13 protein-coding genes are annotated in these 15,280 nt (G+C 41.4%); 4 read left to right on the top strand and 9 right to left on the bottom strand.

Annotated features, from left to right (window positions below; genetic code table 11):
* Positions 1-132: 132 nt before the first annotated feature.
* Entirely contained in the window at positions 133-1,635 is a 1,503-nt protein-coding gene (locus tag ACESM0_RS00460) for a S8 family serine peptidase (RefSeq protein WP_372902607.1), read from the top strand.
* Between the two features lie 470 nt (positions 1,636-2,105).
* Here ACESM0_RS00460 and speE read toward each other — a convergent pair whose 3' ends face one another.
* The 3 genes from speE to speD all read right to left on the bottom strand — a co-directional run bounded on the left by speE (position 2,106) and on the right by speD (position 4,219).
* Entirely contained in the window at positions 2,106-2,954 is an 849-nt protein-coding gene (speE, locus tag ACESM0_RS00455; protein ID WP_372902552.1) for a polyamine aminopropyltransferase, read from the bottom strand.
* A 158-nt stretch (positions 2,955-3,112) separates the two neighbouring features.
* The gene (locus ACESM0_RS00450; RefSeq protein WP_372902551.1) at positions 3,113-3,589 is read right to left on the bottom strand and encodes a pyruvoyl-dependent arginine decarboxylase; all 477 of its coding nucleotides are present in this window, start codon (positions 3,587-3,589) and stop codon (positions 3,113-3,115) included.
* 225 nt (positions 3,590-3,814) lie between these two features.
* Positions 3,815-4,219 (bottom strand): adenosylmethionine decarboxylase, encoded by a 405-nt coding sequence (speD, locus tag ACESM0_RS00445; RefSeq protein WP_372902549.1) that lies wholly within the window; start codon positions 4,217-4,219, stop codon positions 3,815-3,817.
* Between the two features lie 158 nt (positions 4,220-4,377).
* On the opposite strand from speD, the gene ACESM0_RS00440 reads away from it, so the two are divergent.
* Positions 4,378-6,363 (top strand): thiamine pyrophosphate-dependent enzyme, encoded by a 1,986-nt coding sequence (locus ACESM0_RS00440; protein WP_372902547.1) that lies wholly within the window; start codon positions 4,378-4,380, stop codon positions 6,361-6,363.
* A 228-nt stretch (positions 6,364-6,591) separates the two neighbouring features.
* Here ACESM0_RS00440 and ACESM0_RS00435 read toward each other — a convergent pair whose 3' ends face one another.
* The 6 genes from ACESM0_RS00435 to ACESM0_RS00410 all read right to left on the bottom strand — a co-directional run bounded on the left by ACESM0_RS00435 (position 6,592) and on the right by ACESM0_RS00410 (position 11,348).
* The gene (locus ACESM0_RS00435) at positions 6,592-6,783 is read right to left on the bottom strand and encodes a hypothetical protein (protein ID WP_372902545.1); all 192 of its coding nucleotides are present in this window, start codon (positions 6,781-6,783) and stop codon (positions 6,592-6,594) included.
* Between the two features lie 488 nt (positions 6,784-7,271).
* Entirely contained in the window at positions 7,272-8,273 is a 1,002-nt protein-coding gene (locus ACESM0_RS00430) for an LD-carboxypeptidase (RefSeq protein WP_372902543.1), read from the bottom strand.
* Positions 8,270-8,854: a nicotinate (nicotinamide) nucleotide adenylyltransferase gene (gene nadD, locus ACESM0_RS00425; protein WP_372902542.1), complete on the bottom strand. Its 585-nt coding sequence runs from the start codon at positions 8,852-8,854 to the stop codon at positions 8,270-8,272. Before nadD ends, ACESM0_RS00430 begins: the two co-directional genes overlap by 4 nt.
* A 12-nt stretch (positions 8,855-8,866) precedes the next feature.
* Positions 8,867-9,682 (bottom strand): outer membrane protein assembly factor BamD, encoded by an 816-nt coding sequence (locus ACESM0_RS00420; RefSeq protein WP_372902540.1) that lies wholly within the window; start codon positions 9,680-9,682, stop codon positions 8,867-8,869.
* A 4-nt stretch (positions 9,683-9,686) separates the two neighbouring features.
* Positions 9,687-10,658 carry a polyprenyl synthetase family protein gene (locus ACESM0_RS00415; RefSeq protein WP_372902538.1) on the bottom strand — a complete coding sequence of 324 codons (972 nt, stop codon included), beginning with the start codon at positions 10,656-10,658 and terminating at the stop codon, positions 9,687-9,689.
* Between the two features lie 108 nt (positions 10,659-10,766).
* A complete protein-coding gene (locus ACESM0_RS00410) occupies positions 10,767-11,348 on the bottom strand; it encodes an RNA polymerase sigma factor (protein WP_372902536.1) in 582 nt (193 codons plus the stop codon).
* Positions 11,349-11,583: 235 nt separating this feature from the next.
* Here ACESM0_RS00410 and ACESM0_RS00405 point away from each other — a divergent pair, with 235 nt between their 5' ends.
* A complete protein-coding gene (locus tag ACESM0_RS00405) occupies positions 11,584-12,897 on the top strand; it encodes a glycerate kinase (protein ID WP_372902534.1) in 1,314 nt (437 codons plus the stop codon).
* 93 nt (positions 12,898-12,990) lie between these two features.
* The gene (locus tag ACESM0_RS00400) at positions 12,991-15,279 is read left to right on the top strand and encodes an ATP-dependent helicase (RefSeq protein WP_372902532.1); all 2,289 of its coding nucleotides are present in this window, start codon (positions 12,991-12,993) and stop codon (positions 15,277-15,279) included.
* Position 15,280: the final 1 nt, after the last annotated feature.

The raw sequence follows: 15,280 nt of genomic DNA, 5'->3' as shown, positions 1-15,280 counted from the left end.
CATAATGTGTTTTATTTTAACAAGTTACCCATAACAATATCAATTAATTATGAATAATAAGATAATTAACATAATTGCTATAGCATTTTTTTTTACTGTTGACAATGAATAACTGTAGTGATGTAACAAACAATCAATATACCCCCCCAATCTCATAATCAAATATCAACCCAAAACGGGTCAAACAGCCAACTTGAAAAAGTAATAGATCGCTATATTATCATACTTAAAGATCAACAGAATAAAATAATTTCTAATGAAGCAGCCTTACGTACTGAAGAAATTATTCAATCTATCAAGAAAGATTTGTCAATAAGTGAAGAGCAAATAATTCATCAGTATAAATATGCATTAAAAGGATTTGCAGTTAGGCTTAATTCAGATAAACTCGAACTATTAAAAAAGGATGACAGAATAGATAAAATTATACCAGATTTTAAATATAAAGCTATTCAAATTTCATCTAGCAGTAATTCTAAACCCGAGCAATTATATTTACAATCTCAAAATACACCTTGGGGTGTTGCCAGAGTAGGAGGTCCCTTAGACGGAACCGGTAAAAAAGCTTGGATATTAGATACTGGAATCGATTTGGATCATCCTGACTTAAATGTAGATATTAGTAATAGTGCGTCTTTCGTTGCTGAATTAAATGCAGACGATGGAAATGGGCATGGCACTCATGTAGCAGGAATCATCGCAGCAAAAAATAATTCAATTGGAGTTGTTGGAGTCGCGTCTAATGCTGAGGTTGTTTCTGTTAAAGTTTGTGATGATGGCGGATACTGTTACACAAGTGATGTAAAGGCTGGAATTGACCATATAGCATCTAACGCTTCCAGCGGTGACGTAGCAAACATAAGCTTGGGGTGGCCAGTATCAGTGCCTGGGCATCCATATATTGATTTGTCTCTCTCCATATTAGAAGGTGCAATTGAGAATGCAGCTGACAATGGTATTTTATTTACGATTGCAGCAGGCAATGAATTTCAACATTCTAATAATAAGTCACCTGCACGCATGTCATATAATAATGTTTATGTTGTATCTGCGCATGATGAATACGATACATTCGCATCTTTTTCCAATTATGGTAATCCACCAATTAACTTTTCTAATCCCGGTGTTGACATATACTCATTATGGAAAGATGGAGGGTTATATACAGAAAGTGGCACATCAATGGCTGCTCCTCACCTTGCTGGATTACTATTAGCTTCGCAAAATGGAATTACTGTGGATGGTTATGTAAATAATGACCCCGATAGCAATCCGGACCCAATTGCAATAGCAGATAAACCACTAGCAGTAGAAATAGGTGGCCCTGGAATTATTAATGACGGTGATACGGCATACTTTAATGCACACATTCAACATGCAGAAGGACCAGTATCGTACCAGTGGTATTATCGAATTTCTGAAAATCATTCTTGGATTCTAGAGTCTGGTGAAAATCAATCTTCGTATAGTAGAACTTTTTATAATCCAGGTAATTATGAAACACAATATGTAAAGGTTGAAATTCAAAGTAACGGTGAATCCGCAACAGATATACACCAAATAAATGTTATTTCATGTGATACCAATACACCTAAATCAAATGACATCACACCAAGTGATATCAAGCCTTGTTAATTAGTTAAATTCATACGACAGATATGTTCTGTCGTATGAATTAATATATATTCTTTTCCACAAACTAACTTTTTTAACCCTATTTGGAGTCACTGTCGTTCTGACAGACCGTGTATTGTATCAGTAGGATGCGCTATTATATTTTTTCTACAATAATTCTATTATTCAATTGAACTTCATTATTTTAGAACTGTTCATCTATATTTTTTATACAATCAGATCTGCGGATGAGATTTCTATTAAACCGGGCTTGGTCGCATTCATCCGGGTTCGTTACTTAAATAATTTAGGCGTTCAGGGTTTTTGTAGAATCGCCGCTCTTTATGATGAGTATTTAGAGCCAAATCCCCTTTATTTTGTGACAGTTTTCTACAAGAAAAAAAGGGGAACCGGCCGATGCCGACTCCCCTTTGATTTTGGGAATATTTTATGAAAAACTACACCGTAAAATCAGTAACCGACTTCACTGTTTATTCCACAATTCTCTTCACAAAATTGGGCAGTGCAAACGCTCCAAAATGCACCTCTTTATTGTAGTAGTTGAGTGTCTTTAAAAGATCGGGATTGGATCGAATCCGTTTCGTCACATCGGAGCTCAGCGGGTCCTCCCCTTTCGTGGCGCAAGCCATCGACCACATGCCTGCAGGGTAGAGCGGAATGTAGCTGAGATACATCTTGGAAATTTCGAACAGTTCGTCTAAAGCTGTGAACACTTTCTTCATACTCGGATAGTACGACTCCACCCACGGGCTCTCGGTCTGAGCCGTCAGAACTCCATCTTCGGTCAGGGCATCCAGGCAGAACTGATAGAAATCTTTTTCAAACAGACCTTCCGCCGGACCCACCGGATCTGAACCGTCAATGATAATTACGTCATAAGGATCTTTGACATTTTTCACGAATGCGATGCCATCTTCATAGAGAACGTTAAGGTTGGGATTGTCAAAATCACCCACACTCGGAAAATGGAGCTTAGAAGCCTCAACCACGGTTTGGTCGATCTCTACCATGTCAACATGCTCAACGGAGCTGTGCTTCAAAACCTCACGTGCTGTACCGCCATCTCCCCCGCCAATGATCAAGACTCTTTTGGGATTTGGATGGGTAAACATAGCCACGTGTGAGATCATCTCGTGATAGACAAATTCATCACGTTCACTCAGCATTACCATCCCGTCGATGGTCATCAGGTTACCCCAGGTGTCGGTTTCATAAACCTCCACCAGCTGATAGTCTGACCGTTTTGCAAATAGAAGCTTCCTAAGGCCAATCGTCAGCCCCGTCTGCTCGTTGTAGTACTCGTTGTATTGTAAAGGCATTTTTTCAAATTTCAGGTTTCATGTTATCCCGAACCTTCGGAACTGTGGAAAAACGCGGCAGGTCTCAGGCGGCAAGCTTCAAAAATTACTTTAATCCTCCTACTTAATACCTGCTACCCAATTCTCATGACTCAAGACTCACATCTCAAGACTATTTTCTACTTATACCAGAGAACCGCAGCAGCAAAGACCGACCCGCATCGCTCCACTTTGTGCTCAATTCCCAGAGATTTGATCTCTTTCAGCTTACGATTCCGGTACTCAAATCCATCTACAACCATCTGGCGCACAATCTCCTCCACGTTTGTCAGAGGCGCATGATCTTCAAACTCCATAATCACACCCGGTTCGCGTTCATCTTCAGGAATGCCCACGGCAATAGATGCTGAAATAAGCTGCCCCGGGGTTGAGCTGTCAATCGTTGCATAAGCAAGCGGAATCAGTCCGCCTTTAGGAAGACTGATTTCTTGAACATCAACCTGCTCGGCTGCAGGAGGCAATATGCTGCTCATCCGCATCAGATTCGTATCACCCACACCGGCATTGAGCAGTGCTTTATCAAATGCATTAAGTGATGTTCTGCCTTCGCTGGCACCTTTTACAAGGGTGTAAATGTTTGGTGTTTTTACCATCATTACTTAAAAAGTATTAGTTAAATTATTGATAATTATTACCTTAAAATAAAAATAAGAAAAGAAAAGCTAATCATAGCTCTTCAGAAAATTATAGCGGGAGCAAATTTCTTAACAAATAGTAAGTGGCCAAGTTAATGGTTACTCAGCTCCAATCTTTTACCAAGCTTATTCAATCCTGGCCAGTTTTTGGAACGTACATCCATAGGCTACCTTCTCACCCATAAACTAGTTTGGCTGTAAATTTTGATCGGGTTTAAAGAGTAATTTCTGTCCTTCAGGCATACGAAACATGCCTCTCTTCATCTCCATACTGGAAACATTTTTAGACTCTAAATACCCTTTTAGGTGCTCTTGGATCACCCAGGGGTCAATCGTGTCGCCACATGTAAAAATATCAACAGCACAATAGTTATATTCCGGCCAGGTATGGATCGCCACGTGAGATTCGGCAATCACAACCACACCACTTACACCGTATGGACTGAACTTGTGAAAATTGTGGGAGATTATTGTCGCTTTTGATGCTTTTGTTGCTTGAATGAGAGAGTTTTCAATGTAAGAGACGTCATTTATTTTTGATTCGTCACAGTCGTAAAACTCAACCAGAATTTGTCTACCAAGTGCTTCCATGTCACCGTGTAAGTTAAATTGTTAAAAGCTATATTTTGGATAAATAGTGTTTGACAAAGTGCCGTTTTTTCCTGTCCATAAGGGTCAGTGGTTTTTATTTTCCAGGTTCAATGTTTGACCATCAGTAAACAAATAAATTACACATAATTTTATTATTAATGATAGCCCCATCAAAAAAAATTAATCAAAAAAAAGCAATCCAAATCTATAAGGATCTACTGCTTCCCCGTCTTATCGAGGAACGAATGCTCACCCTTCTTCGCCAAAATAAAATCAGTAAGTGGTTTTCCGGAATTGGTCAGGAAGCCATCTGCGTTGGGGCAACTTTAAGCCTGAAAGGTGACGACTATATTTTACCCATGCACCGGAACCTCGGGGTTTTTACCACCAGAGGCGTTCCTCTCTATACACTGTTTACACAACTATTTGGAAAGCAAGATGGTTTCACCGGCGGACGCGACCGCTCTTTTCACTTTGGCTCAACCGAACACCGAATTTTTGGAATGATCTCTCATCTAGGATCAACCATGCCGGTTGCAGACGGTATTGCTTTAGCTGCTAAATTGAGAAGTCAGGATCGCGTTGCACTCAGCTTTTGTGGAGATGGAGCTACAAGTGAGGGTGATTTTCATGAAGCGCTTAATTTGGCCGCTGTCTGGAATTTGCCGGTTATCTTTATGATCGAAAACAACGGATATGGCCTCTCCACACCCAGTTCTGAACAGTTTGCATGTGAGAATATTGCGGATCGAGCTGTTGGATATGGAATGGAGAGCATGATCATAGACGGCAATAACTTTTTTGAAGTTCAGGAAGCGGTTACAAAAGCGCGAAAGTTAGCAACATCCGGTAAACCTGTGCTTATTGAAGCCCAAACATTCAGAATGCGAGGCCATGAAGAGGCCTCCGGTACATTTTATGTTCCTGATTTACTTTTTAAAAAATGGGCTGAAAGAGATCCCATTAAACGGTATGAGGAGTGGTTGTTAAATGAAAACAAGCTCTCCTACGACGAGATGATATCAATTCGTAAAGGGTTGAAATCTTCCTTCAATGAGGTTCTGGAGCGTGCACTTGAGGCCAATGAACCTGAATTTGATGAACAAAATGAATTAAAACGCGCCGGTCTCGAACCTCAGCCACAGCCTAAAAGTAACGGGCAAAAACACAAATCATCAGAAAAACGGATTATTGACGCCGTTCATATGGCTCAAAAACAGGCCTTTACCGAAGATGATTTCTTTGTAATGATGGGGCAGGATATCGCCGAATATGGAGGTGTATTCAAAGCATCGGAAGGTTTTGTGGATCTGTTTGGGAAAGAGAGGATCCGCAACACTCCAATTATTGAATCTGGTGCTATCGGAGCAGCTATAGGTCTGGCGGTTGAAGGATTTAAACCGATCGTAGAGATGCAGTTTGCAGATTTTATTTCCTGCGGCTACAATCAAATTGTCAACAATCTATCTAAAGGTCGGTATCGATGGATGCCCGACTTGAATGTCACTATACGGGCACCACATGGCGGAGGTGTGGGAGCCGGACCGTTTCATTCCCAATGCAACGAAAACTGGTTCATGCAGTTGTCTGGTCTGCGCGTGCTTGTACCCTCCAATGTGCAAGATGCTCAAAACATGCTCTACACAGCATTATATGACGAAAATCCGGTACTCTTCTTTGAGCATAAAAAACTGTACCGAAGCATCAAAGAGGTTACACCAGATCACTGTGAAATCACCGATCTGGAAAAAGCATCTGTTGTTCGTGAAGGAAAGGATGCAACCATTGTCACGTTTGGTTACGGCGTAGTGTGGGCAAAGGAGATTGCCGAAGAGTATGAAAAGCAGGGCGTTAGTCTCGAGATTGTAGACTTGCGTTCGCTTGCCCCCATCGACTGGGATACGATAATTGAGTCGATCCGAAAAACCGGACGGGTACTTTTACTGCAGGAAAATTCGGAGATTCTCGGACCAATGAGCGAACTTTCTGCAGGAATTACAGAACGTGCCTTTGAACTGCTTGATGCACCGGTCTTTCGATGTTCGTCCCTGAACACGCCTGTTCCTTTTAATAAAAATCTGGAAAGAGGATACCTGGCAAATCACAGGTTGAAAGAAACGTTGGAGAAGCTGCTGAAATTTTGAGCTCCCCCTCGACGGTCGAGTGGAGTTACTTCCAGACTTTGCCCTCCTAATGAGTATTCTACTGTCGAATTCAAATCGAGCCGGGGAGTACCAAAGCATAACGTGCAATTAGTCACAAAACTCGTCAGATGACTGAAAGTTTGGAGTTCATAGGCTGTCTTTTACAAAGTCGTCAGACGAGGTTCGTCTCTCGACGGTCGAGTGGTATTACTTCCGAACTTTACCCTGCTAATGAATACTCGACTGTCGAGTTGTATCATGGCAGGTTTCATATTGCAGAAGTGTGAGCGCATAGACACCGTTGAACAGACAAAATGGTTCGAAGTGACGAACAGAGATGATGCGGTTGAATTCATGGTCTGTAGCATTAATAGAGAGATGTCTCGACTTCGGCCCAAAAGACAGGCCTTTGCTCGACATGACAGCTTACCGTTGTTCCAATAGAGGCGGATCCGGTTTTCAAATAAAGCATCACTCATCAAACCGCCGCAATCAACTCTTTTGGCCTCTGCAATTCTCTTATGCTGCGTAAATCAGAGTTAATTTAGTGCATCCAAGCGTTATACGCCGCGCCCTGACCCCACCACCTTGTCATATTGAGCGCAGGAAAGAACGAAGAGACGACCGGAGTCGAGATATCTCCCGATTTGAGAGAAGGCAAGTGAAACCCGGTACTCCTCAGACGATGCCCCCTCGACGGTCGAGTGGATTTCCTTCCAGACTTTACCCTGCTGATGAATACTCGACTGTCGAGTTAAGTCAAGCCGGAGAGAACCAATGCATTGCGTGTACTTAGCCACAAAACTCGTCCGACGACTGAGTGTTTGGAGTTCATAGCTCAGTCCTTCTTAAAGTCGTCAGACGAGTATTCCATCCGTCTGACCGCAGAAAGCGGTCTGACGGAGAACTTATTCCTCTACAGCAGATTCCAGAAGCTTCAGAGATTTTTGGTCAGCGTCAAACCGCGCCATGACTCCCTGTGGAATGGTGAAATTGTCGGGATCGTGGCTGATATCCATGCCCATCACGGCGGGAATTCCAAGTGGACGTATATGATGCTGTAATATCTGCCTTAAAGTAAAATGCGATTCTGAGGGATCAGGACAGATGGTGCATCTACCAAATATAAATCCATTTAAATTATCCAGCGCGCCGGCCTGTTTGAGATGTACCAACATGCGATCAATTTTATAAACGGGCTCACCGATATCTTCCACAAATAGAATTGCTCCGGCTGTATCGGGCTGAATATCTGTGCCCAGGGTTGTTGTTAAAATGGATAGATTTCCGCCAATCAATCGCCCCTCGTTAATTCCTGGAAAAACAAGCTCCACTTCGCTTTCAGAATAAAATTCACTCCACTCCCCCTCCATCAGAACACTTCGAAAGCTGTTTTTTGTCAGCTCGGTCCATTCAGAAGTGCCGTTCGGTCCGTGAAACGAAATTAAATTTGACCGGTGTAAAAAGGCCATGTGAAGCGTGGTATTGTCACTAAACCCGCAGTAAACTTTTGGATTATTCCTGATCATCTCAAAATCAAGGTGCGGCAATATCCGGGCGCAACCCCAACCACCACGTACAGCAACAATCCCATCAATATCAGGGTTTTTAAAAAAGCTATTCAAATCCCTGGCACGCTGTTGGTCAGTCCCGGCCAGGTACCCATATTGCTCCTTAACATATTCACCAAAAACCACCTCAAACCCGAATGACTCAAGCTCCATTTTCATCCGTTCAAATTCTGAATCTTCATAGACAATTCCGGCCGGTGCCGTTAGTGCTACGCGGTCTCCCTTTTTTAGTCGCTTGGGTTTGCTAAGGGAATCGTAATCCTTTTTTCGGGAACCGCTAAATACAGACAGTCCCGCCATCCCCATACCGGCTGTTTTGATAAAATCCTTTCGTTTCATCTGGAATCAGTGTAAAGGTTATTTTTCTGAATATAGTTTTGAACTTCATCCGGCAAATTCATTAGTGCAAAAGAATCCGGGGCCTCCCGAATTTCGGTTGATGAAATATTCATTGGCTTATGATCTACAAATATGGTTTTTTCCAGAATCTCTGAACCAACACCACTGTGATCAGACCCCGGCCGGTCTACCACCATTAATGTGCACTCTTCAAGAATTTGATCGTATTTATGCCATTTATGAAAAGACTGAAGACTATCCTCACCCAGACAAAGAAAGAAAGTATAATCCGGATATTGATTTTTTAGGTGATGAATTGTCTGGAGTGTATAGGATGGCTTTGGCAAATCTTTTTCAATATCACTGATTTTGGTGTTATCACTCTCTTGAAAAGCAAGTTTTAACATGTTGTAGCGATGTTCAAAATCTGTCTTTCTTTGATCCGTCTTATGTGGAGGAACAGGTGTAAGAAGAATCCATATCTCATCGATTAAGCCGCTGTCCAGAAATGAGTTTACGGCTTCTAGATGTCCGTTATGAACCGGATCAAAAGACCCACCAAAAAGTCCAATCCGTTTCACAACAGGATCTGATTAGTTTTGAGCAACAGATTCATCGCCGGTAGCTTCACGTAAACCACTTTGGGCTCTGTCATAAAGATCTTCTACCCGGCTTCTGTTCTCTCCTCTCGGAAAAAGCTGCAGATAGGTTTCATAAGATTCGAGAGCCTTTTCAAATCGCTCAGCTTGGCGGTCAGCAACACTGTTTTCCGCATATAGAATATACGACTCCATCTGGTCTACCAGAGCCTTCTCAGCCCATGACGTTTCCGGGTAATCATCAATTACAATATCAAAATAGACGGCAGCAGCCTCATACCTGCTGGTTCGTTTATAAAATTCTCCGGCACTGTATGATTTACGGGCTAGTTTACTCCTCAATTCAGAAATATATTCTGATGCATCATCGCCATATTCAGAATTTGGAAATCGAGATAAGAGTAGCCTGAAATTCTCTATAGCCTGATATGTATACGATTGATCAAGGCGATACCTTGGGCTTAAATTGTAGTAACTGAGAGCTTTCTTAAAATCAGCTTCTTCCCGTTTTGGAGAGTTTGGGTGAAACTGGGCATATCTTTCATATTCAGATGCAGCCAACAGATATCTGCGATTGTTAAAATAGCTTTCAGCGAGATAAAACTGTGCTTCCTGTCCTATATCTGTTCCTCGACCTATAGATATCACGGATTCAAAAGCGCGGGCTGCTTCTGCATAATTCTCCTCTTCATATTGGTTTAGAGCCTTTTCATAAGCTACCTCGAGGGAATCGCCCTGTCGAATCAACTCATTGCTTTGGCATGAGGCAAAAAGAAGCACTGTTGCAAATAGAAATAATAGATTACGCATGTATTTAACTTTCACGATTTTTCAAAAATTTAATCAGATGTTGAAGATCTTGTTTATAGTTGGAATCACCAAATTCCTGAAGAGCATTTTCTGCCCGGCTGTAGTGCTGTAGATAATTATCTCTGGTTTCACCTTCTATTTCTTGTGTTTCAAAAATCTGAATCACCTCATCCACTTCAGGTTGTGACAGCGGTTTATTTTCGATATATCCAAGAATTTTATGCTGTTCTGCATCGCTGCATCGTTCTAACGCACTGAGCATCAATAATGTTTTCTTGCCCTCACGAATATCCCCGGCTTTCTTTTTGCCAAATTTTTCAGGATCACCATAAACATCAAGCCAGTCGTCCTGTATCTGAAAAGCAAGCCCGAGTGAATGCCCGATTATAGAGAGCTTTTCCAGCTGTTCCCGGTTAGCATTGCCGCACATACCCCCCATTTGCATAGACGCTCCGATCAATGCTCCTGTTTTTCCATCAATCATTTGATGGTACTCTTCGATGGAGACATCACTACGGGATTCAAATTCCATATCCATCGCCTGCCCTTCGCAAACTTTGTTAACTGCATTCAAAAACAGATTGCTGATTTTTTTGTGATCTACACTTTCAGAAATATTCTGTAATTGAAGCAGAGAATAAGTAAACATACTGTCTCCCGAAAGAATTGCCGTAGCTTCGTTCCATTTTTTATGAACGGAAGGTTCACCTCTTCGGCTGTCGGCCTGATCCATAATATCATCGTGGATCAGCGTAAAATTATGAAGGAGTTCAACGGCCAGTGCTGCAGGCATTGCTTTCTCTGGATCCGATCCGCAAATGCCACAGCTGATAAGAGATAAAATTGGCCGAATACGTTTACCGCCGTTATTCAATATATAACGTTGAGGACGATAAAGCGTTTCAGGTTTTGAAGGAAAATCCAGGTTTTGCAACTGTTTTTCAACTATTGTTGCATATGGTGCTAAAAAATCCAAAGGAGTCGTTTTATTACTGATTTAAAGGTTGCAAATATACAAAATACACAACTCATTATTTCAGATATCTCAAAATCAATAAAACAGATGGATTGTCGTATTCTTATCCTAGCAATCCAATCCGCTGGCTCTAATTTTATAAAGTGAATGCAACTGGTGGGTTATTCTGTATTTTTTTGTTCTTACGTTTGCCTCAGACATATCAAAATAATCACTTGCTTCCCTGGTGGTTGCATCCGGATGATTAATAAAGTAAAGGATGAAAATCTGTGAATCGTCGTCCAGTTCCTTAATGCATTCAAACAGCAACTCTTTTCTCTCCTGATCTACCAGACGATCAATTTGATTGGCGGGTTCAGACTCAGATCCTGTGATATATTCACTATCAACGTAGCGCTTATTTTTTTTGTACTGATTGAAATATTCATTTCGTGCAGTCGTCATCATATATGAAAGAAGAGACTTTGGATCCTTAAGCTTTCCGTCGACAATCCTTTCATAAACATTCAAAAAAGCTTGCTGTACACACTCCTTGGCAGCTTCTTCAGTTGCGGCCAGTGTCACTTGCAAATACTCTACCAATTTTGGAATAAGCTCTTCCAGAAGTTGATTTACCTGCCTTACATTTTCTTGTTGTATATAATTTACTAAAGCTGAATAATCTACCCTTTGACTTGCCTGAACACTCATATCACTTCCTCTTTGTTACATTTATTACTAAAGTTTTCTAAATCTTGATTTGAGAACTTCTACTTGAACTTATCGTCCAACCAATATATAGAATTAATTAATATTAGAATATTTTAATTGATGAAATTAATCTTTGTTAAATGACTCCTCTAAAATGATCAAATCGATTCTTTATCTTAAGATGTGACTTTATAAGACATACCAACTGAATTATCTGTTCACATCAAGTCCACCCATGAGAATTGATCCATCTACTGCTGTTAGGTTTTTTCTAGATACCTTAGACCGCTCCTCACCGGAACAGCTCATCCCCTCTTTTTTAAAATTTAACTCTCAGTTGAATACGCTTCACGTTTTTGGCCACGATATTAAGCTGACCGAAAATCAACATATATTCGTCATTGGTTCAGGTAAAGCATCCGTTGAAATGGCAAAAGCTGCAAGTGATATTTTAGGCCGAAAACTATCCGTTGGCATGCTCATTACGGATTCTGATCATAAAATTAACCTGCCTAAAAATATTGAAGTTCTGACTTCATCCCATCCAGTTCCTAATAAAGAGTCAGTTCATGCTGCCAACCGTTTGGTGGATTTTGTAGAATCTATACCCAAACACTCGATTGTGTTGAACCTTTTGTCGGGTGGTACCTCCTCTCTTCTCTGCAAACCGACTTCATCCATTCCATTTGAAGACATCGTTAAACTCTATCGAATACTGTTTAACAGCGGTATCGAGATTCATGAAATGAACTTAGTCAGAAAATCTGTCTCCGAAATTAAAGCGGGCCGACTTCTTCAATACTTAAATGATGTTCAGCTTTTTGATCTCATCATATCAGATGTTCCCAATAATAATATGAAGGATATTGGCAGCGGCCCGTCAATACATCAGAGTTTACGTTTTTCTCAAGTCATCGCACTTTTGAAAGATAGTGAGCTATGGCAGAGAATCCCTGAATCCATAAAATCTTATCTTTCAACCAGATCCCGCGAAAATGATCTTTTCGAAACCAATGAGATATTAAATCATCATAGTCGAATTATACTCTCTTCAGATAAAGTGGCAAGCCTTGCCAAAAATTTGATGGAACAAAAAGATATCAGGGTCACAAAAGATGAACAGCCCTGGACAGGATCCATCGAAGATTTTGAACAGCATATTGTTTCTAAAATTCCAACCGGTAAATCATCAGAAGAAGAACCGACAGCGTTTATATTTTTTGGCGAGTGCAGCATTGAAGTTACTGGAAGTGGAAAAGGCGGCAGAAATCAGGAGCTCGCTCTTCGGATGGCTAAACATTTAGACAAAATCGAACAAGAGATCATATTTTTGAGTGCCGGCACTGACGGTATTGACGGCCCTACGGACGTAGCCGGGGCTGTTGTCAACCAAAATAGTCTGAAAGAGGCAAGGAAGCTTGGCCTTGATGTGGATGATTTTTTAGGAAGAAATGATAGTTACTCATTTTTTGATAAACTTGGCGGACATATTAAAACGGGGCCAACCGGGAACAATGTGATGGATCTTCAGTTTCTGATTGTCCACTGAACAGGCATTTTTTTCAGATTTCCCTCCACTCCCTTGCTCAATTATTCGTATTTTAACCGATTCGAAGTTATTCTAACCTGAAAGTGTTTTTTAATGAAGCAGTTTACCCTTCAGCCCGATTCAAACTCAAAAAAATCATCCGACTTTCTCAACGATTTAAATGAACAGCAAAGAAAAGCTGCATCTCATGTAAACGGACCACTTTTAATTATTGCAGGTGCAGGTAGTGGTAAAACAAGAGTGCTCACCTATCGCATCGCGCATTTGCTCCAGAAGCAGTATGCCCTGCCAAAAAATATTCTTTCTCTTACATTCACAAATAAGGCCGCCCGCGAAATGCAGGAGCGTATTCAGGGGCTGATCGGTGAACAAGCGTCCGGGCTATGGATGGGTACATTCCACTCTATATTTTCAAAAATACTTCGTTTCGAGGCTGACAAGATCGGTTTTAACAGCCAGTATTCAATTTATGACACAACAGATGCAGAGAACGCCATCAAGCTGATTCTCAAAGAGCTGAATTACGATCCCCGTGAGATTCGTCCAAGAACCATTCAGTACAAAATCAGTGATGCTAAAAACCAGTTAATCTCCCCTGAACAGTATCAACACAGGTTTGTGCAAAGTACACTGGACGATATCACTGCGAGGGTTTATCAGATTTATGCCAAGCGGTTAAAACAGGCAAACGCTATGGACTTTGATGACCTGCTCATCAAACCCATCGAACTTTTCGAGGAACACCCTGACGTTCTGGAAAAGTACCAGGACCGATTCCGCTACATCATGATTGATGAGTACCAGGATACAAACCACGCTCAGTACAAAGTAACCCGAATGCTGGCCGATAAATACCAAAATATTTGTGTGGTAGGCGATGATGCACAAAGTATCTACTCCTTCAGGGGAGCGGATATCAGTAATATTCTGAATTTTAAGAATGATTACGACGATGCACTGGAAGTTCCTCTTGAACAAAATTATCGATCTACCAAGTTCATCCTTCAATGCGCCGACTCCATCATCAAGAAAAATGAAAAACAGCTCGAAAAAACACTTTGGACCGATAATGAAGAGGGTGAAACCGTTACGTTACTGGAAAATTTTGATGAGCGGGACGAAGCAAATCGTATAGCGAACTATATCCAAAATCTTAAGCTGCGTCACGGATATCAAAATAACGATTTCGCGATTTTGTACCGGACAAACTATCAGAGCAGGATATTTGAGGAGGCATTCAGACGAAAAGATATTACCTATCAGTTAGTGGGCGGGCTTTCTTTTTATCAACGAAAAGAGATTAAAGATGTGCTGGCATACTTAACGCTGCTCATCAACCCGGAGGATGAACAGGCTCTGCTTCGAATCATAAACGAACCCAGTCGCGGCATTGGCAATAAAACGCTGAATGAACTTCTCAAAAAAGCCCGCGCTACCGGACAGAGTGTCTGGAGAATTTTACACGATGTTGACTCTGCAGATATATATAAACCTGCAAAAGCCAAAATTGCAGATTTCATTCACATGATTGAAAGTTTGAAGGATCTGCTGGATTCCGGATCTCCAATACTGGACGTAACCAAGAAGATGCTGGAGAAAAGCGGCTACCTGAAGGCGTTGGTTGAGCAAAACGATGCGAAAGCTTTGACACGGCGAGACAACGTTCTGGAACTTCAAAATGCCATTGCGTACTATCAGCAAAACACGAAGAATCCGAAGCTTTCCAATTTTTTACAGGAGATCAACCTGATTACCGATTCGGACAAGTATGACGAAGATAAGCCTGCGGTAACCCTGATGACGGTTCACGCGTCGAAAGGCCTCGAATTTCCGGTCATCTTTATTGTCGGCCTGGAAGAAAACCTCTTTCCTATGGGGCCCAGAGAAGGTGAAGAAGCCAACACCGAAGAAGAGAGACGCCTCTTCTACGTAGCCATCACCCGTGCCGAGAAACAGCTCTTTTTCAGTTACAGTAAACTAAGGTACAAATATGGAGAAGAGCAGCGGCAGGCCCGATCCAGATTTTTAGATGAAGTAGATTCAGGAGTCGTCCGGAATGAAACTGGTTCAACAATACAGCAAAAACACAACCGTTTCGGGGAATCAAATAAAAACTCTGATAATACAACCATAGAATACGAGCACGACTGGAAATCTCCGATTCAATCCAAAAAACCGTCATCAACTTCCTCAACCTATGAATATGAGTATGATGATGATCCTTTTAGAACAGGAGTGCAGGTCATACATCCAAAGTTCGGACCCGGGAAAATAATTAAGCGGGCAGGATCAGGCAAAGATTCCAGAGTTGTTGTATTTTTTAAGAGTCGCGGACAAAAAACATTAATGCTTAGGGCCGCAAAGTTAAAAGTTCTCAGTTAAT

Origin of the sequence: Rhodohalobacter sp. (assembly GCF_041686455.1) — a bacterium.
Lineage (GTDB): Bacteria > Bacteroidota > Rhodothermia > Balneolales > Balneolaceae > Rhodohalobacter.
Note: the sequence above shows the minus strand (reverse complement) of the source record. Positions and strands in the feature narration are given on the sequence as shown.